Here is a 16,970-nt window from a genome sequence, read left to right as displayed (position 1 = left end):
GCCGACGGGCCTCTCGCGGCACTGCGGCTCTGTCCTCCGCGGCCGCCGGAATCGGCATGTCCCTGCGGGCTCGGAGCATCGGGGCGGGTATCGCGCGCTGTACTATATAATGAACATTCGTTCATTATATAGATGGGAGAGGCGTGGCACGCACCGCTGAGCAGAGTGCGGCGCTGACCGCGGCGACACGGAGCGCGGTTCAGACCGCGGCCGTGCGCGTTTTCGCCCGGCACGGGTACGCCGCATCGGCCATCCGCGATATCGCGGACGAAGCCGGCGTCAGCATCGGCACGATCTACCGTCACTATCCGACCAAAGACGCGCTGTACGCCGACCTGCTCGACCAAGCGCTGACCGGCCTCGTCGCCCTGACCGAGAAACTGTCCGGCCCAGGTCGTCCGGTTGAGACGATCCGGGAATTCACCGTCCGATACCTGTCGGGTCTCACCGCCGACGACGGCGCCGCGGAGTTCATGATCGTCATCAACCAGGGCGTCACCGCCGGTACCCCGGGCGCATCGATCGCTCGACTCCACGGCGCCCACCGCTCGATGTGGCGCGCTTTCGAAGACCTGATCCGTCGAGGCCAGGCGGCCGGCGAGCTCGGTCACGGTGATCCGGCACAACTTACGACCTGCTACTTCGCGATGCTCGGCGGCCTCACCTCGATCCGGGTAGGCCTGGGCTCCGAGTTCGCCGCCCCGGACGTCGACGTCGTACTCACATTGCTGACAGAAGGACGAACTGGATGATCGAGATCGAACACGGCGACGAACTGGGCGAGAGTTACCGCCGGCGGATCACCGAGGTGCTGGTGCGTGGCTTCGCCGAGGACTTCGCCTTCTTCTCCTCCGACCCGGAGAAATTGGCCGCGGCGTTCGAGCACATGCTGCTGCTGGAGCGTTTCGTCGTGGCCCTTGCCGACGGCGAACCCGCGGCCATCGCCTCGGTTACCACCGGCGATCAGGAGTGCTTCGCACCCCGGCTGCCGGAGTTCCGCCGCCACCTCGGTCTCCTGCACGGCACCATCAGCTACCCGGTCGTGCGCTCACAGTTCCTTGGCGCACCCGACGAGGCACGAGACGGGCTGGCCGAGATCGCTTTCGTCGCCACCGTCCCCGCCCACCAGGGTCGTGGGGTGGGTACCGCACTGATGCGGCACATCGTCGCTCTGCCCGGCTACGACGAGTTCGTCCTCCGCGAGATCAAGGACACGAACGCGGCCGCGCTCGGTCTCTACCGCAAGTTCGGCTTCACCGAATACCAACGGCGACCCGTCCGCTTCGCGCGCCGCGCCGGCTTCGGCCACTACCTCTCACTCCACCTGAAGAAGGACTGAGCCGGTGCACGCGTCGAATCGAAGACGGCAGAACTGCCGGGGTACTGATATTTTCGGGTCATGTCAGCGTCCGACGCCTCCGAAAACACCCAGGATCCCATCCCACCCCGCCGTACCGCCGGGCGCATCACCGGCGGCATCGTCCTGATCCTGTTTGCGATCGCCGTGCTGGCCGCCGGGATCCAGGCGATTGTCGATCCGGCCGCTGTCATCGCCGGTTCATCGAACTCCCCGCGCAGTCCGGACACCGACGCCGAGGCAAAGATCGGCGGCCTGCTGCTTTGTTTGTTCGGGATCACGGTGCTCGGCTTCGGTATCGGTCTGTTCACGAAGAAATCCGCACCGGGCACACCGTCCAGCACGCCCTGACCGCCCGCGGCAATCTCCATCGCCTATGACTCAGCGGGCCGCACCACCGATGCGATCGCGCTATCTGCTCTGTGCGATTGCGGGGTGGCGGACACCGATGCACCGCTGAACGCCGCCCCGGCGGGCGGGTGGTGATTCGCAGCCGGGAGGCGGCGAGTTCCACTCAATCCGGCTGCGTGAGGGTGGCGTTGATTTCGCGGGCTTCGGCGAGTTGGTCTTCGAGGATGATGATCCGGCACGCTGCTTCCAAGGGGGTGCCGGCGTCGACGAGTTCGCGGGCGCGGGCGGCGATACGCAGCTGGTATCGGGAGTAGCGGCGGTGCCCGCCGGCAGAGCGTTGCGGGGTGATCAGTTTCGCGTCGTCCAGGGTGCGCAGGAACGCTTGGGTGGTGCCGAGCAGGTCGGCGGCCCGGCCCATGGTGTAGGCGGGGTAGTCGTCATCGTCGAACTTCTCGTTCGCGGTCGTGAGTTCAGAAATCGCGCGGCCTCCATACGCCGAAGTGCCCCGGCGCCTGCGGCGCCGGGGCACTGAAAGGGGGAATTACTTCGTCTTCCGACATGTAACCGAAACGTCGGCGATCAGCCCGACAATATAACTTCACGGGCAACCCGACGGGCAACGCCTCCCTTCTCCTCACTGTGTTACTTCATCTTCTTTCCGTGCAACTTCACTTACGTCCCGGGGGCGGTAGGACCGTCTTACCTGCTGGTCCTGTGGCCGCGCCCGCCGGTCTTACCATCACGGGCAGTTCGTTATCTCCCGTGCCTTCTGGATCCTTCTTGCGCTTCCAACGACACAGAAGTTACCTCACCTTGTAGGGAATGTCTACTGTTGCCGCTGCAGATTTTTTCCTGTGCCCGAGCCGGGTAGTCGCGGGATGGTCGCTACCGGTACCGGACGACCCGATGCTGCTGAATCAGTTCGTGTGGGGGTGGTTCTTACGTGGGTGCCGGATGGAGTCGCCACCCTGTCTCGTGCAGCCGGCCGAACTGGCCGGCGAGCAGATGTGCCAGGCTCTCGGCCGCCCTCCCGACAGCGTGGTCGATCGCCGCGGCGACCACCGGTCGTGGACATCGCTCCGGTTGCGGGGTGTCCGGGGTTATGGCTCGATAAGCGCGCGCGATCGCTCGATTGCGCGAGATTTGCCGTCCGGCGCCCTTTCGGGTCGCCGACATGAGGAGCTCGACCATGACCATCGGCTACGTCTGGAATACCGTCTACGGATGGGTCGACACCGGTTCGGGGAGTCTGTTCCCCTCCGACGCGACCAGCGGCCTCCAGCCCATCGCCCATCATCTCGCCCATCCCGATACCAAACGCCGCTTCCACGAACTGGTCGCGGTCTCCGGCCTCCTCGACCGGTTGCGGGAGGTGCGGGCGCTTCCGGCGACCGAGACCGACATCCTGCGGGTACATACCGCCGAGCATCTGGCGCGGATCAAGGCGGAGAGTCTGCTGCCCAAGGGCGGTGACGCCGGTGACGGGTGTTCGCCGTTCGGCAAAGGGGGCTACGAGATCGCGGCGTTGTCGGCCGGTGGGGCGATCCAGCTCGTCTCACAGGTGGTGGCGGGCACGATTGATACCGGGTATGCCCTGGTGAACCCGCCCGGACATCACGCGACCCGCGCATCCGGCATGGGCTTCTGCGTTTTCAACAATGTCTCGGTGGCCGCCGCCTATGCCAAGGAAGTGCTGGGCCTGGAGCGGGTCGCGATCGTGGACTGGGACGTGCATCACGGCAACGGCACCCAGGACATCTGGTACAGCGACCCCTCGGTGCTCACCGTGTCGCTGCACCAGCATCTGTGTTTTCCGCCGAATTCGGGGTTCCGGGAAGAACGCGGCTCCGGCGCCGGAGCGGGTTATTCGATCAATATCCCGCTGCCGCCGGGCAGCGGTGACGCGGCGTATCTGCACGCGCTGGAGGAGGCGGTTTTCCCGGCGCTGCGCGCGTTCCGGCCCGAATTGATCATCGTCGCCTCCGGATTCGACGCGAGCATGATGGATCCGCTGGCCCGCCAGATGGTCACCAGCGCCGGGTTCGCGCAACTCACGCGGCGGATGCTGGATCTCGCCGCCGACCTGTGCGAAGGGAAGATCGCCTTCGTGCAGGAGGGGGGTTACAGCCCGTACTACGTCCCGTTCTGTGGTGTGGCGGTGCTGCGGGAACTGCTCGGGGAACCGTACGAACCCGACCCCTACACCCCGATCGTCAGCACGCAGGGCGGCGATGTGCTCCTGGAGCATGAGGCCGCCGCCGTCCGGGCTGCCGTCGCGATACCCGGGACACCAGCCGGCGAAGGGGATCCGCGGGCGATCACAGTCGGATGAACTTCCGCGTTCGGCCGCGCGGGGTGCCGAAAGGTCCACTAACCTTGGCTCCCGATTCGAAAAACCTTTTCTACCTGGGAAACTCAGCAAGGAGATAGACGATGTCGTCCGTTCGGAAAATAGTGGAGGAATACTACGGACTGATCGACTCCGGTCGACTGGGTGACGCCGCCGCGCTGATGACCGACGACGTAAAACTCACCTTCGCCAATGCCGAGCCGGTCACCGGGCGTGATACCGCCACCGCTTCCATCCAGTTCGTGCTGGACCAGTGCGACAAGATCGAGCACAAAGTGGTGCACTGGATCGAGCCGCATCCGCCGGTCGACGGAATCACCGAGGTCGTGTTCGAGATCCGGATCCACTACTGGCTGAAGAACGGTAAAGAGGTCGATATTCCGGGCGCGGTGTACGCGACGGTGAACGCGGACAACCTGTTCACCGAGCAGCGTCTCTACGGCGACCTCACCGAGGTGTTCGCCTGACCCGCCCTGCGCAACGAGTCGACGGCTCGGACCACAGCGGTCCGAGCCGTCGGCTTTTCCGAGTGCGGATTACTTCGGCGCCGTCAGGTCGTAGACGGTCACCCCGTCCACATCTTTCGAGGTGAAGTTCTGCTGGATCCATTCGGTGATGGCGGAGGTGGTGGCCTGCCGCCCGCCGGGTCCGTCGCCGCTGCCGCCGAGGAAGTAGTGGATCTGCCCCGACTCGACGTACTGCTGGAACTGCTCCAGCGTGGGCGAGGGGTCGCTGCCGTTGAACCCGCCGATCGGCATCACCGGCAACTCGGTCGCCAGCTGATATCCGGCGGCGCTGTTGGAGGCGATGGTGGCGGCGGCCCAGGTGTAGGCGTCGCCGTTGTCCGTCAGCAGCGCGACCAGGGCGTCGCTGGGGCGGCTGGCGCCCATCACTCCGCCGCCTGGCCCGCCCATACCGCCACGGCGGCCGTTCTGACCGGCGGCACCGGTCGCGCCGTCGCCGGCAGCCGTCCCGTCGTCCGGCATCGCGGGCATACCATCGGACCCGGGCACGGCATCCCGACCGTTGGCGCCCGGCGTACCACGGCCATCCGTTCCGGGCATACCGCCCGGACCCATACCGGATGCGGCGCCCTGATTTCCGTCCCCACCGGGCATACCGCCGGGGCCGCCGTCCATGCCGGGAGCGCCGCCGCGCATCCCGGGCGGACGCATCCCGCCGAACATTCCGTCACCGGGCCCTGCGGTCGGGATGGGGCTGTTGTGGGACGAGTTCAAGGTATCGACCGTATAGGCGACCGGCCCGCTCAGAGCGACGACCCCGGCCAGCGCCGCCGCTGCGACGGCGGCCCGGCCCGGTAGCCGGACCAGCAGCGCGAGGGTCGCGACGATACCGGTCACCAGGATCGTCCAGCGCAGCCACGGTACGAAATCCGCGGTACGTGACAGCAGCATCCACGCCGTCGCGGTGGTCAGGCCCACCGCCACGGCGGCGAGCAGGCGCACCCACCAACGGGACCGGTTGCGCCAGTACAGCACCCCGCCGATACCCACCAGCGCGGCGATCGCCGGCGCCAACGCCACCGTGTAGTACTGGTGGAAGATCCCGGCCATGAAGCTGAACACCAGCCCGGTCACCAGCAGCCAGCCGCCCCACAGCAGCGCCTGGGCGCGGGGGCCGTCGGTGCGTGCGGCCCGGCCGCGCAGCAGCAGTCCCGCCACCAGCGCGACGAGCGCGGCCGGAATCAGCCAGGCGATCTGGCCGCCCTGCATCTGATCGAACATGCGGGTGATCCCGGTCTGCCCCCACATTCCGTTACCGCCCGGCGGCAGCTCCCCACCGGGGCCGACACTGCCGGTCTCGTGACCGTTCAACCGGCCGAGCCCGTTGTAGCCGAGGGTCAGTTCGATAATCGAATTGTTCTGCGAACCACCGATATACGGGCGGGAGTCGGCCGGCCACAGCTCCACCGCCAGCAGCCACCAGCCCGCGGCGACCAACATCGCGGCACCCGCCGCGCAGAGTTGCGCGATGCGTTTTCCCAGTTTCGGCGGGCCCGCGAACAGATAGACCAGCGCCAGCACCGGCACGATCACCATCACCTGCAACTGCTTGGCCAAGAAGCCGAAACCGATCAAGGCGCCGGTGAGCACCAGCCAGCGCCAGCGGCCGTCGCCGAGCGCGCGCATCATCGCCCACACCGCCGCGACCATCAGGAACACCAGCAGCGCATCGGGGTTGTTGAACCGGAACATCAACGCGAACACCGGTGTCACGGCCAGGGCCAGACCGGCCAGCAGGCCGGCGGCGGGCCCGAAGGACCGTCGCACGGTCGCCCACAGCAGAGCCACCGTCGCCACGGCCAGCAGCACCTGTGGGACGAGCATGCTCCAGCTACTCAACCCGAAAATACGGACCGACAACTCCATCACCCACAGCGAAGCGGGCGGTTTGTCCACGGTGATCGAATTCCCGGCATCGGAGGAGCCGAAGAAGAACGCCTTCCACGACACCGAACCCGCCTGCACGGCAGCGGAATAGAACGAGTTGGCCCAGCCGTTGGCGCCGAGGTTGTAGAGATAGGACAGCAGGGTGGCCAGCAGCAACGCTGCCAGGGCGGGATACTCCCAACGCGGAACCCCGGGCCGCGACCGGGCGGTATCCGGTGCCGGGGCGGCGGGCGGATTCATGGTGAGGGTCATCGGGTCTCCTCGGTGTCGAGGCCGGGACGGCCGGCCTCCCGGAACACCCAGCGCAGTCCCACGAACCGCATCAGGGTGGCGATCAGGTTGGCCACGACCAGGACGAACAACTCCAGCTGCACCGGTGCGCCCGGCGCCCAGCGATGCAGGGCGAACAGCGAACCGCTGGTGACCAGCAGGCCGAATCCGAAAATCAGCAGCCCCTGGAAATGATGCGACGCGATCCCGCGCTGCCCGCGTACCCCGAAAGTGAAGGCGCGGTTGGCGGCGGTATTGGCCACCGCCGTCACCAGCAGGGCTCCGAAATTCGCGGCCTGGGCACCGGCCCACGGCTGCAACAGCACATACAGCAGCATGTAGGCGAGGGTGGAGGCGACGCCGACTGCCGCGAAGCGGATCAACTGACCCACCATCCCCAGCGGCACGCCCGGCAGCAGCGGCTCCCGGCCCACCGCGTGCCGCAGCTCGGCCACCGGCAGCGTACCGGCGGCCAGCGCGCGGCCCAGCCGCCAGATGCCCCGCAGATCCTTACAGGCGGTATCGACGATATCGACCCGGCTGTCCGGATCGTCGATCCAATCCACCGGAACCTCGTGGATCCGCAGACCCGCGCGCTCGGCGATCACCAGCAATTCGGTATCGAAGAACCACTCCCCGTCCTGCACCAGCGGCAGCAATTTGCGCGCGACATCGGTGCGGATCGCCTTGAAACCACACTGGGCATCGGAGAAACGAGCCCGCAGCGAAGCCTTCAGCAACAGGTTGTAGCCGCGGGAGATGACCTCGCGTTTCGGTCCCCGCACCACCCGCGACGCCGCGGTCAGCCGGGAACCGATCGCCAGATCGGAATGGCCCGAAACCAGCGGCGCGATCAACGGAAGCAGGGCGTTGAGGTCGGTGGACAGATCGACATCCATATACGCGACGACCTGGGCATCCGACTCCAGCCACACCGCCCGCAACGCCCGCCCCCGGCCCTTGGCATCCAGATGCACCACCCGCACACCGTCGAGTTCGGCGGCGAGCACTTCGGCCACCGCGAGCGTGGCATCGGTGCTGGCGTTGTCGGCGATGGTGATCCGGGCGGGAAACGGGAACCCGTCCCTCAGATAGTCGTGCAATCGGCGCACACACACGCCGAGATCGGTCTCTTCGTTGTACACGGGAACGACCACATCGAGCACGGGTGGCGGCGAGGCGGCGTCCGTGGATTCCACCGGTCCGGCGGCGGTCACGGTCTGGGTCATGATGACCAGATTCGGCCCGCCCGCTGGGGCCCGGCTCCAGCCAACCTGTGAACCTGCTGTGTGATGGCCCCGCTCTCGGAGCCGAACGATTACGCGCCACGCGAACTACGGTGTTCTCATCCCCACGTCGTTGTGGTGGCGGTGGCGCGTAATGACGTCGAGTATGCGCGGGGGGTATGACAGGTGCGGGTTAGGACAGGCGCCATAGGGGGGATACCGGGCCGTGGCCTTTGCCCAGGTCGTAGGAGGCTTCGAGGCAGCGGCGGGTCCACTCCTTGGCGAACTCGAATGCCTCGGGGACCGTGTATCCGTGTGCCAGGGCGCAGGCGAGGGCGGCGGCGAGGGTGTCGCCGCCGCCGTGGTCGTTGCCGGTGGCGATGCGGCCGGCCTCGAATTCGAGGAAGCGTTCGCCGTCGAACAGCAGGTCCGTGCTGGACGGGGAGGTCCGCAGGTGGCCGCCCTTGACCACCACCCACTGCGGTCCGAGTGCGTGCAGGGCCTCGGCGGCGGTGCGTGCGGAGTCGGGGTCGGTGACCGTCACGCCGGTGAGCAGCCGCACCTCGTCGAGATTCGGGGTGACGATGGTGGCCAGCGGGAACAGTGTGTAGCGGACGGCGTCGAGGGCCTCGGTGTGCAGGAGCGGATCGCCGTGCATGGACGCGGCCACCGGGTCGACGACCAGCGGGGTCCCGGTATCGCGGCCGATCCCCACCTCACGGCACACAGCCGCCACCGCCTCGATGATGCCGCTGGACGCGAGCATCCCGGTTTTCGCGGCCCCCACCCCGATATCCTCGGCCACACAGCGCACCTGATCGGCCACCACCTGCGGTGGGATCTCATGGAACCCGCTGACCCCGACGGAGTTCTGCACGGTCACCGCCGCTACGGCCACCAGGGCGTGCACTCCGCACAGCGCCATGGTCCGGGTATCGGCCTGGATTCCGGCGCCGCCCCCGGAATCGGTTCCGGCGATGGTGAGGACCCGGGGCGGGGTCTGTCCGGTGGGGGTCAACGGCAAGAGATTCACGGCACAACTGTATGTGCCGGGTTCCTCGCACGGAGCAGCCCGCTGCGGGTCCGCCGCTCACTGCCGGGGTGGCCGCGTTTCCGATGCCGCCGGTACCCGGCTACCGGCCGGGACCGCGTCGCCGACTCGGGCCGCGGGTTGTGCCGAGCGCGATATCCGTGCGGCGGTTTTCTCAGGGTAGGGACTGTTCGATCAGACGCCGGGCCGCGCGGTCGGTGCGTTCGATATCGCGGGTGATCGTGCGGTCCTGGAGGATCCCGCGGAGTCCGGAAACCAGCAGCGTGGCGACTATGTCGGGGTCGTCGGTCTCCAGTTTGCGCAGTTCTCCGGTCAGGGTGGAGATGAAGTCCGCTATCGCTTCGTCCGCGTAGCGGATGTAGGGGCCGTGCGGGGCGCAGGCCGCGCCCAGCACCTGCAGCATCACCGTGACGCTCGCGGCGTCGGGGCCGGAGGTGTTCGACCTCCAGAAGCCCCACAATCGCTCCCGCAGCGCCGCGGTGTCGCCGACCCCGGCGAATACGGCGGTCAGGTCGGGCCGGTGGGTGGACAGGGCCTGGACGAGGAGCTCTTCCTTGGTGCCGAAGTAGTAGATCAGCATGCGTGAGCTGGTGCCGAGTGCGGCGGCCAAGGGGCGCAGGGACAGGTCCGCGAGGCCGTGTTCGGCGATATAGCGCACCACCGCGTCGAGTAGTTCGGCGCGTTTGGCGTGGTCGAGGGGGCGGGCCATGGGTTGACTGTAGCGAACGGTACAGGTATTCATGGACATCGTGACTGTACCGATCGCTACAGAAACTCGACCCGCCGCGGGCCAGGTGGTGATGACCGCCTACGCGGCCGCCACCTCACTCGCCGACGATATGGACGAAACCTGGGCCCGCCTGCTGTCCGGGCACTCCGGAATCACCACCCTCGACGACGATTTCGTCACCGAATACGACCTCCCGGTCCGTATCGGCGGCAAGCTCACGGCACATCCCGGTGCCGGACTCACCCGGGTCGAACAGCGCCGGCACTCCTATGTGGAGCAACTCGCCCTGGTGCTGGGGCGGCGGGTATGGCGGGCGGCGGATGAGCCGGAGGTCGACGGCGAACGGCTCGCGGTCGTCATCGGTACCGGGCTCGGCGGGGGCGACGCACTGATCGATGCCGTGGACGCCATGCGCGCCGGGGGATACCGCAAGGTGTCGCCCATGTCGGTCCCGATGGTCATGCCCAACGGGCCGGCCGCGGCGGTGAGCCTCGAAATCGGGGCGAAAGCGGGTGTTTTCGCGCCGGTATCGGCCTGCTCGTCCGGGACCGAGGCCATCGCGCACGCCTGGCGGCTGATCGTCACCGGCGAGGCGGATGTGGTGGTGGCCGGTGGCGTCGAGGGGCATATTCACGCGGTGCCGATCGCGAGCTTCGCCATGATGCGGGCCATGAGCACGCGTAACGACGCACCCGCCGCGGCTTCCCGGCCGTTCGACCGCGACCGGGACGGGTTCGTGTTCGGTGAGGCCGGGGCACTGGTTATCCTCGAATCGGAGCGGCACGCCCGCGCCCGCGGTGCCCGGATCCACGCGCGCGTGCTCGGCGCGGGTATCACCTCCGACGCGTACCACATCGTCGCGTCCGATCCCGCCGGCGCCGGCGCCGCACGCGCCATGCGTAAGGCGATCGCCACCGCGGGGCTGGAGCCCGCCGATATCCAGCATGTGAACGCGCACGCCACCTCGACCTCGATCGGCGACGCGTCCGAAGCGGCCGCCATCGGCGCGGTCACCCCGGACGCCTCGGTCTACGCCCCGAAATCGGCACTGGGGCATTCCATCGGCGCGGTCGGCGCGCTCGAAACGATCCTCACCGCCCTCACACTGCGCGAACAGATGGTGCCGCCGACCCTCAACCTGGACAACCCCGACGCCGACCTGGATATCGTCCACGGGGTTCCCCGCACGCAGCGCATCGACTACGCGCTGACGAACTCGTTCGGGTTCGGCGGCCACAATGTCACCCTCGCTCTCGGCCGGGCCTGATCTTCCCGGGAAATCACCGGCCTGGATGTCGACGAGCGGACGCCGGCGGGCCCGAACTGGGGCTGCGGCTCACCGAGCCGCTGCTCGGTGAGTCCGCGATGCGCCGCCGTCACCGGCTGTACGCGGTCCGGGCGCATCTGTTCGAGATGGCCGGCCGGGCACCGGAGGCCGCGGAGAACTACCGGCGGGCGGCGGCGCTCACCGCGAGCCTGCCCGAGCAGCGCTACCTCAACGCCCGGCTGCGCGGGCTCGACTCCGGCTGAGCGGACGCGGCCCACCGGCCTCCGGTCTCAGCCCGGGACCTTGTCCAGGAAGCCCAGCACCGTCTCGATACGGCCCCGGTCGTCGGTGACGACCACGTCGAAGCCGATGATCACGGGCTCGGCTCCGGCCGGGCCCAGACCCCATTGGAACCGGATCTGGCGGTGGTGGGCGTCGGGTTCGCCGACCTGCGTGAATACGAAACCCGGAAACTGGTCGTGGATCGCGCCGATGGTGGCGCCGATCGCCTCGGCGCCCACGGCCTCGGCGAGCGGGTCGGTATAGGTGGCACCGGGGGTCCAGTGCCGGGCCAGTAGCGCGGTACGCGCCGCGGCGTCGGTGGTGTTCCAGGTCTCCAGGTATGCGGTGACGGTGTCGCTCATCGGATTTCCTCTCGGGTTGTGAACTCGATGCACACAGCATCTCCGGGTTCGGGCGAACCGGCGATTACCCGAGAGGTAATGGGATCGCTTACCGCGATGGATAGGCTGGATCGATGGTGACGATGGAGACCGAACCCTCGGTCGGCGGCCTGCTGCGGTCGTGGCGGGAGCGGCGCCGGATGAGTCAGCTACAGCTCGCCGCGCAGGCCGAGGTGTCGACGCGGCATCTCAGCTTCCTGGAAACCGGCCGGTCACGGCCCACCCGGGAAATGCTCGAACGGCTGGCCGGTCATCTCGACGTGCCGTTGCGGGAACGCAACGAACTACTGCTGTCGGCCGGGTTCGCGCCGGGCTACGGTCAGCGCGATGTGAACGCGCCGGAACTGCGCGCGGTGATGGATGCCTTCCGGGTGCTGCTGGACGCCCATCTGCCGCATCCGGCGCTGGTCCTGGACCGCTGGTGGGATGTGGTCGACCGCAATACCGCCACCGATGTGCTGCTCGAGGGCTGTGCGCCGGAGCTGCTGGAGCCGCCGGTCAACGCCATCCGTATCTCCCTGCATCCGGACGGTCTCGCACCCCGGATCCGCAATCTCGCCCAGTGGCGTGGGCACCTGCTCGGCCAGGTCCGCAGCCGCTATGAAACCACCGGTGACCAGCGGCTGAAGACACTGCTGGACGAGGTCTCGGCCTATCCCCACCGCGACGACGGCGCCTCCGCGCGCGCCGATGTGGTGATTCCGTTGCGACTGCGGGTGGGGGACGTGGAGCTCTCCTTCTTCAGCATCACCGCGCAGGCGATGTCGGCCACCGATGTGACGGTCGACGAACTGCATATCGAAGCCTTCTATCCGGCCGACGAGGCGACGATCCGGGCGCTGCGGCCACCAGCGGGGCCCGGGTGAACGATCCCGGGCCCCGCCCGTAGACGCTCGCTTATGTCCTCGAGAGTTCGAGCGATGTTCTGTCGCGCTGCGCGTTGATGTACTGGATTCAGCCAGCAGACAGCAGCTTTCGAGAGTCAGGAGCAGTTATGCGAATCACGGTCTTCGGAGCCACCGGAACGGTCGGACGGCATGTGGTGGAACAGGCGCTGGAGCGCGGATACGAGGTCACCGCGCTCACCCGGGACGCGAGCCGGATCGACCGGACACACAACGGTTTGCGCGTGGTGGAAGGTGATGTGCTCGATCCGGCCGCCGTCGAACGAGCGATCCTCGGCAGCGACGCGGTGGTGATCGCACTCGGCAACGGCCGCAAAGGGGTGGTGCGGGCCGAGGGCACCCGCGCGGTGATCGAGGCGATGAACCGGGCGGGAGTGAAGCGGCTGATCTGCCAGTCGACCCTCGGCGCCGGCGACAGCCGGGCCAACCTGAACTTCCTGTGGAAATACATCATGTTCGGCCTGCTGCTGCGCCCGGCCTACGCCGACCATCAGCAGCAGGAAACCTATGTGCGCGCCAGCGACCTCGACTGGACCATCGTGCGGCCCAGCGCCTTCACCGACGGCCCCCGTACCGGCACCTACCGGCGCGGGTTCGGCGGTGACGAGACCGGCCTCGACCTGAAGATCGCCCGCGCCGATATCGCGGAATTCCTGCTCGATCAGGTAACCGACCGCACCTACGTGCACAAGGCGCCCGGTATCTCCCACTGAACCGGGCCGCACGCGGTGACGGAGAGCGCCGACCCGGGCGGGCACGCCCGCACGGGCGGCCCGCCGCGTACGGGCCGCCCGCGATCGGCTACGAGACGATCGGCTACGAGACGATCGGGAGATACACCGCTTTGCCCGACTCGGCGAACTGCGACGACTTCTCCGCCATCCCCGCTTCGATGGCTTCGACATCGGTCAGGTTGTGGCGTTCGGCGTATTCGCGCACATCGGCCGAGATCCGCATCGAGCAGAACTTCGGACCGCACATCGAGCAGAAATGCGCCGTTTTCGCCGGTTCCGCGGGCAGTGTCTCGTCGTGGTACTCCCGGGCGGTGTCCGGATCGAGGGACAGCGCGAACTGGTCGTGCCAGCGGAACTCGAAACGCGCCTTGGACAATTCGTCGTCCCGCCGTTGCGCGTGCGGATGACCCTTGGCCAGGTCGGCGGCATGCGCGGCGATCTTGTAGGTGATCACACCGGTTTTCACATCGTCACGGTTCGGCAGGCCGAGATGTTCCTTCGGGGTGACGTAACACAGCATCGCGGTACCGGCCTGGGCGATCATCGCCGCACCGATGGCCGAGGTGATGTGGTCGTAGGCGGGGGCGATATCGGTGGCCAGCGGCCCGAGCGTATAGAACGGCGCCTCCTCGCACAGTTCCTCCTCCAGCCGCACGTTCTCCACGATCTTGTGCATCGGCACATGACCCGGACCCTCGATCATCACCTGCACCCCGTGCGATTTGGCGATCTTCGTCAGCTCACCGAGGGTGCGCAGTTCGGCGAACTGCGCCTCGTCGTTGGCGTCGGCGATCGACCCGGGCCGTAGGCCGTCGCCGAGCGAGAACGTCACGTCGTAGCGGGCCAGGATCTCGCAGAGTTCCTCGAAATGCGTGTACAGGAACGATTCCCGGTGATGCGCCAGGCACCACGCCGCCATGATCGAACCGCCCCGCGACACGATCCCGGTGACACGTTTGGCGGTGAGCGGCACGTACCGCAGCAGGACACCCGCGTGCACGGTCATATAGTCGACACCCTGCTCGCACTGCTCGATCACGGTGTCCCGGTACAGCTCCCAGGTGAGGGCGGTCGGATCACCGTTCACCTTCTCCAGCGCCTGATAGATCGGTACCGTCCCCACCGGGACGGGCGAATTGCGCAGAATCCACTCCCGGGTCTCGTGGATGTTCTTACCGGTGGACAGATCCATGATGGTGTCGGCGCCCCACCGGGTGGCCCACACCATCTTCTCGACCTCCTCGGCGATCGACGACGACACCGCCGAATTACCGATATTGGCGTTGATCTTCACCAGGAACTTCTTGCCGATGACGGTCGGTTCCAATTCGGGGTGCCGGTGGTTGGCCGGAATCACCGCGCGCCCCGCGGCGACCTCCGCCCGCACCAACTCCGGCTCCACCCCTTCCCGCGCGGCGATGAAACGCATCTCCCCGGTGACCACCCCCGCCCGCGCCCACGCCAACTGGGTGCGCGGCCCGGGAAGATCCGGTTTCTGCCAGCCGTCACGTAACGCGGGCAGACCGGCCTCCAGATCGATGGCCGCGGACTCGTCGGTGTACGGCCCCGAGGTGTCGTACACGTCGAAATGGTCGCCGTTGGTGAGGTCGATCCGGCGCACCGGAATGCGCAGACCGTCCGCCTCCCGATAGTGCTTGACGCTGCCCACGATCGGACCCGTGGTCACGGAATCGACAGATGTGCTCGTCATACTTGCCTCCCTACGCCGGCATTACCCGGTCAGGTTCATACGGTCGACGGCCCTGAACGCCCGGAATGGGCTAGCCGTCCTCTCAGCCCGCTGGTGCGAGCCCCCGTTGCTTGTGGAATTTTCGTTCGTGAGATTTCCGCCGCCGACCCTACCCGCCCGGAATCCGGCCCGCCGGGAGACGAGAAAACGGCCGCCCGTAACCACCGCGGACCCGTGGCACACGAGATACACCCGGTACGGGTGTTCCGGTACGGCCCGGGACCCGGCGGGCGATAGGGTCTAACGGTGACGCTCTCGCATGGATCGCTGATGACCGTGGACGAGTTCGAGGAACTCGACGCCGCGGCGCAGCGGATTTCCGAAGGGTTGCGGCTGGAGTACTTGAACGGTCTGCTGGCGGCGAAATCGCGACCGGACGTCAATCACAGCCGGGTCGTGCAGTGGCTGGCCCGCTTCCTGGTGCCCCGCCGATCCGAGCTGTGGCTGTTCGCCGATCGGGGCCTGCGGGCCGGGCGCGGCGGCGGTAGCCGGGTACGGCCGGACGCGATACTCGCGCCCGCGTCGGCATTCGCGGGTGAAGGCGAATGGTCGGATCCGCAGCCGGTGTTCATGACGATCGAGATCACCTCACGCGCCCAGCACACCGAACTACGGGACCGGCTCGACAAACCGTTCCTCTACGCGGCGACGGGCATCCCGCTGTACTTCCTCATCGACCGCGGCGCGGCCGAGGTCAGCGTGTACAGCGAACCCGAAGACGGGCGATACGCCACCAAGGTCACCGTCCCTTTCGGCACCGATATCGAGATCCCGGAACCACTCGGGGTCTTCCTGGCCACCGACCCCCTCGCGGACTGGACCTGATCCGGCCTCAGCCCTCGCCGGTGCCGATACCGAATTCGGCGATCACCGGCGCGTGATCGCTGGCGCCCTTGCCCTTGCGTTCCTCCCGGTCCACCCCCGCGTCGACGACCGTGGCCGACAGCGCCGGTGAGGCGAGCACGAAATCGATCCGCATACCCTCTTTGCGCGGAAACCGCAGCTGGGTGTAATCCCAATACGTGTAGACGCCGGGGCCCGGGGCGAACGGGCGCATCACATCGGCGAAACCGGTCTCGGTGATCGCGCGGAAAGCCTCGCGCTCCGGCTCCGAGACATGGGTCCTGCCGTCGAAGAACTCCCGCGACCAGACGTCGTCGTCGGTGGGTGCGATATTCCAATCCCCCACGAGGGCGATCCCGGCCTCCGGGTCGTCGGCCAGCCAGCGGGCGGCGTTACCGCGCAACGCGGCCAGCCACTCCAGCTTGTACTCGTAATGCGGATCGGCCAGCGAACGCCCATTGGGCACATACAGGCTCCACACCCGGACCCCGCCACAGGTCGCTCCCAGCGCCCGCGCCTCCACGGTGGGCGTGGTGATCAGGGTATCGGCGGCATCGCGGTCGAAACCCGGCTGCCCGGGGAACCCGACCTCCACATCCTCGAGCCCCACCCGGGACGCGATCGCCACCCCGTTCCACTGATTCAAACCCACATGCGCGACCTCGTAACCCGCCTCGGCGAACCGCTCGAACGGGAACTGGTCATCACGGCACTTGGTCTCCTGCAGCGCCACCACATCGATATCCTGACGATCCAGCCACGCCAGCACCCGGTCCTGCCGAGAGCGGATCGAATTGACATTCCAGGTAGCCAGCCGCACCCGGATACTGTATCCATGACGGCGCTGTAGTTTTGGAGCGGCTCCGCCGCTCGAGGGTGGGGCTGTAATTTTGGAGGCGCTCCGCGCCTCGAGGGTGGGGCCCTATTAACCCGGTTCTTCACTCCCGCCGGTCAGTCGCTGCGCTCCCTCCCTCTGGTCGCTCCAGAACCGGGCGGGCCCCACCCAGGACAGATAGCGACCATCCGGACAAAACGAGAGATC

General features: G+C 67.5%; 18 protein-coding genes and 1 riboswitch. Of the genes, 10 read left to right on the top strand and 8 right to left on the bottom strand.

Features of this window, described 5'->3' with window-relative positions; all coding sequences use genetic code 11:
• Nucleotides 1-143 precede the first annotated feature (143 nt).
• Genes AB0F41_RS11995 through AB0F41_RS11985 form a run of 3 tightly spaced genes read left to right on the top strand, consistent with a single transcriptional unit; the run spans nucleotide 144 to nucleotide 1,708 of the window.
• Nucleotides 144-752, top strand: a complete 609-nt coding sequence (locus tag AB0F41_RS11995; RefSeq protein ID WP_357422810.1) for a TetR/AcrR family transcriptional regulator — start codon at nucleotides 144-146, stop codon at nucleotides 750-752.
• Nucleotides 749-1,339, top strand: a complete 591-nt coding sequence (locus AB0F41_RS11990) for an N-acetyltransferase (RefSeq protein ID WP_357422809.1) — start codon at nucleotides 749-751, stop codon at nucleotides 1,337-1,339. The genes AB0F41_RS11995 and AB0F41_RS11990 overlap by 4 nt, the downstream gene beginning before the upstream one ends.
• Before the next feature lie 60 nt (nucleotides 1,340-1,399).
• Complete coding sequence (locus tag AB0F41_RS11985) at nucleotides 1,400-1,708, top strand: hypothetical protein (RefSeq protein ID WP_357422808.1); 309 nt, start codon at nucleotides 1,400-1,402, stop codon at nucleotides 1,706-1,708.
• A gap of 163 nt (nucleotides 1,709-1,871) precedes the next feature.
• Here AB0F41_RS11985 and AB0F41_RS11980 read toward each other — a convergent pair whose 3' ends face one another.
• Complete coding sequence (locus tag AB0F41_RS11980) at nucleotides 1,872-2,186, bottom strand: MerR family transcriptional regulator (protein ID WP_357422996.1); 315 nt, start codon at nucleotides 2,184-2,186, stop codon at nucleotides 1,872-1,874.
• A 711-nt stretch (nucleotides 2,187-2,897) separates the two neighbouring features.
• On the opposite strand from AB0F41_RS11980, the gene AB0F41_RS11975 reads away from it, so the two are divergent.
• Together AB0F41_RS11975 and AB0F41_RS11970 are read left to right on the top strand one after the other, a co-directional pair.
• Nucleotides 2,898-4,040: a class II histone deacetylase gene (locus AB0F41_RS11975; RefSeq protein ID WP_357422807.1), complete on the top strand. Its 1,143-nt coding sequence runs from the start codon at nucleotides 2,898-2,900 to the stop codon at nucleotides 4,038-4,040.
• Nucleotides 4,041-4,141: 101 nt separating this feature from the next.
• Entirely contained in the window at nucleotides 4,142-4,525 is a 384-nt protein-coding gene (locus AB0F41_RS11970; RefSeq protein ID WP_357422806.1) for a nuclear transport factor 2 family protein, read from the top strand.
• Between the two features lie 69 nt (nucleotides 4,526-4,594).
• Here the strand turns inward: AB0F41_RS11970 and AB0F41_RS11965 are convergent, their stop codons facing one another.
• From AB0F41_RS11965 to AB0F41_RS11950, 4 genes are all read right to left on the bottom strand, one after another.
• A complete protein-coding gene (locus AB0F41_RS11965; RefSeq protein ID WP_357422805.1) occupies nucleotides 4,595-6,721 on the bottom strand; it encodes a glycosyltransferase family 39 protein in 2,127 nt (708 codons plus the stop codon).
• On the bottom strand, nucleotides 6,718-7,968 hold the full coding sequence (locus AB0F41_RS11960; protein ID WP_357422804.1) for a bifunctional glycosyltransferase family 2/GtrA family protein: 1,251 nt from the start codon (nucleotides 7,966-7,968) through the stop codon (nucleotides 6,718-6,720). Before AB0F41_RS11960 ends, AB0F41_RS11965 begins: the two co-directional genes overlap by 4 nt.
• Nucleotides 7,969-8,158: 190 nt before the next feature.
• Entirely contained in the window at nucleotides 8,159-8,998 is an 840-nt protein-coding gene (gene thiD, locus AB0F41_RS11955; RefSeq protein WP_357422803.1) for a bifunctional hydroxymethylpyrimidine kinase/phosphomethylpyrimidine kinase, read from the bottom strand.
• A gap of 172 nt (nucleotides 8,999-9,170) precedes the next feature.
• Nucleotides 9,171-9,725, bottom strand: coding sequence for a TetR/AcrR family transcriptional regulator (locus AB0F41_RS11950; RefSeq protein ID WP_357422802.1), 555 nt, complete (start codon nucleotides 9,723-9,725; stop codon nucleotides 9,171-9,173).
• Nucleotides 9,726-9,756: 31 nt separating this feature from the next.
• On the opposite strand from AB0F41_RS11950, the gene AB0F41_RS11945 reads away from it, so the two are divergent.
• Together AB0F41_RS11945 and AB0F41_RS11940 are read left to right on the top strand one after the other, a co-directional pair.
• Nucleotides 9,757-11,013, top strand: coding sequence for a KasA/KasB family beta-ketoacyl-ACP synthase (locus AB0F41_RS11945; protein WP_357422801.1), 1,257 nt, complete (start codon nucleotides 9,757-9,759; stop codon nucleotides 11,011-11,013).
• 98 nt (nucleotides 11,014-11,111) lie between these two features.
• A complete protein-coding gene (locus tag AB0F41_RS11940) occupies nucleotides 11,112-11,276 on the top strand; it encodes a hypothetical protein (RefSeq protein ID WP_357422800.1) in 165 nt (54 codons plus the stop codon).
• Nucleotides 11,277-11,303: 27 nt separating this feature from the next.
• On the opposite strand, the gene AB0F41_RS11935 is transcribed toward AB0F41_RS11940, so the two are convergent.
• Nucleotides 11,304-11,657, bottom strand: coding sequence for a nuclear transport factor 2 family protein (locus AB0F41_RS11935; protein WP_357422799.1), 354 nt, complete (start codon nucleotides 11,655-11,657; stop codon nucleotides 11,304-11,306).
• 113 nt (nucleotides 11,658-11,770) lie between these two features.
• On the opposite strand from AB0F41_RS11935, the gene AB0F41_RS11930 reads away from it, so the two are divergent.
• Nucleotides 11,771-12,562 carry a helix-turn-helix transcriptional regulator gene (locus AB0F41_RS11930; protein ID WP_357422798.1) on the top strand — a complete coding sequence of 264 codons (792 nt, stop codon included), beginning with the start codon at nucleotides 11,771-11,773 and terminating at the stop codon, nucleotides 12,560-12,562.
• Between the two features lie 128 nt (nucleotides 12,563-12,690).
• Nucleotides 12,691-13,314, top strand: coding sequence for an SDR family oxidoreductase (locus tag AB0F41_RS11925; protein ID WP_357422797.1), 624 nt, complete (start codon nucleotides 12,691-12,693; stop codon nucleotides 13,312-13,314).
• Nucleotides 13,315-13,417: 103 nt separating this feature from the next.
• Here AB0F41_RS11925 and thiC read toward each other — a convergent pair whose 3' ends face one another.
• The gene (thiC, locus tag AB0F41_RS11920) at nucleotides 13,418-15,046 is read right to left on the bottom strand and encodes a phosphomethylpyrimidine synthase ThiC (protein ID WP_357422796.1); all 1,629 of its coding nucleotides are present in this window, start codon (nucleotides 15,044-15,046) and stop codon (nucleotides 13,418-13,420) included.
• Nucleotides 15,037-15,163, bottom strand: a riboswitch (TPP riboswitch). It overlaps the preceding gene by 10 nt.
• A gap of 168 nt (nucleotides 15,164-15,331) precedes the next feature.
• Here thiC and AB0F41_RS11915 point away from each other — a divergent pair.
• A complete protein-coding gene (locus AB0F41_RS11915; protein WP_357422795.1) occupies nucleotides 15,332-15,910 on the top strand; it encodes a Uma2 family endonuclease in 579 nt (192 codons plus the stop codon).
• A gap of 7 nt (nucleotides 15,911-15,917) precedes the next feature.
• Here the strand turns inward: AB0F41_RS11915 and AB0F41_RS11910 are convergent, their stop codons facing one another.
• Nucleotides 15,918-16,748 (bottom strand): exodeoxyribonuclease III, encoded by an 831-nt coding sequence (locus AB0F41_RS11910; protein WP_357422794.1) that lies wholly within the window; start codon nucleotides 16,746-16,748, stop codon nucleotides 15,918-15,920.
• Between the last annotated feature and the right edge of the window lie 222 nt (nucleotides 16,749-16,970).

It is taken from the genome of Nocardia sp. NPDC024068, from assembly GCF_040638875.1.
Taxonomy (GTDB): domain Bacteria; phylum Actinomycetota; class Actinomycetes; order Mycobacteriales; family Mycobacteriaceae; genus Nocardia.
This window is presented reverse-complemented; position numbering and strand designations above follow the sequence as displayed.

Bases quoted from the DNA above. Each gene is read 5' to 3' on its own strand.
- AB0F41_RS11990 (WP_357422809.1), top strand. From the start codon at position 749: ATGATCGAGATCGAACACGGCGACGAACTGGGCGAGAGTTACCGCCGG.
- AB0F41_RS11985 (WP_357422808.1), top strand. From the start codon at position 1,400: ATGTCAGCGTCCGACGCCTCCGAAAACACCCAGGATCCCATCCCACCC.
- AB0F41_RS11975 (WP_357422807.1), top strand. From the start codon at position 2,898: ATGACCATCGGCTACGTCTGGAATACCGTCTACGGATGGGTCGACACC.
- AB0F41_RS11970 (WP_357422806.1), top strand. From the start codon at position 4,142: ATGTCGTCCGTTCGGAAAATAGTGGAGGAATACTACGGACTGATCGAC.
- AB0F41_RS11965 (WP_357422805.1), bottom strand. From the start codon at position 6,721: ATGACCCTCACCATGAATCCGCCCGCCGCCCCGGCACCGGATACCGCC.
- AB0F41_RS11960 (WP_357422804.1), bottom strand. From the start codon at position 7,968: ATGACCCAGACCGTGACCGCCGCCGGACCGGTGGAATCCACGGACGCC.
- AB0F41_RS11950 (WP_357422802.1), bottom strand. From the start codon at position 9,725: ATGGCCCGCCCCCTCGACCACGCCAAACGCGCCGAACTACTCGACGCG.
- AB0F41_RS11945 (WP_357422801.1), top strand. From the start codon at position 9,757: ATGGACATCGTGACTGTACCGATCGCTACAGAAACTCGACCCGCCGCG.
- AB0F41_RS11940 (WP_357422800.1), top strand. From the start codon at position 11,112: ATGCGCCGCCGTCACCGGCTGTACGCGGTCCGGGCGCATCTGTTCGAG.
- AB0F41_RS11935 (WP_357422799.1), bottom strand. From the start codon at position 11,657: ATGAGCGACACCGTCACCGCATACCTGGAGACCTGGAACACCACCGAC.
- AB0F41_RS11930 (WP_357422798.1), top strand. From the start codon at position 11,771: ATGGTGACGATGGAGACCGAACCCTCGGTCGGCGGCCTGCTGCGGTCG.
- AB0F41_RS11925 (WP_357422797.1), top strand. From the start codon at position 12,691: ATGCGAATCACGGTCTTCGGAGCCACCGGAACGGTCGGACGGCATGTG.
- thiC (WP_357422796.1), bottom strand. From the start codon at position 15,046: ATGACGAGCACATCTGTCGATTCCGTGACCACGGGTCCGATCGTGGGC.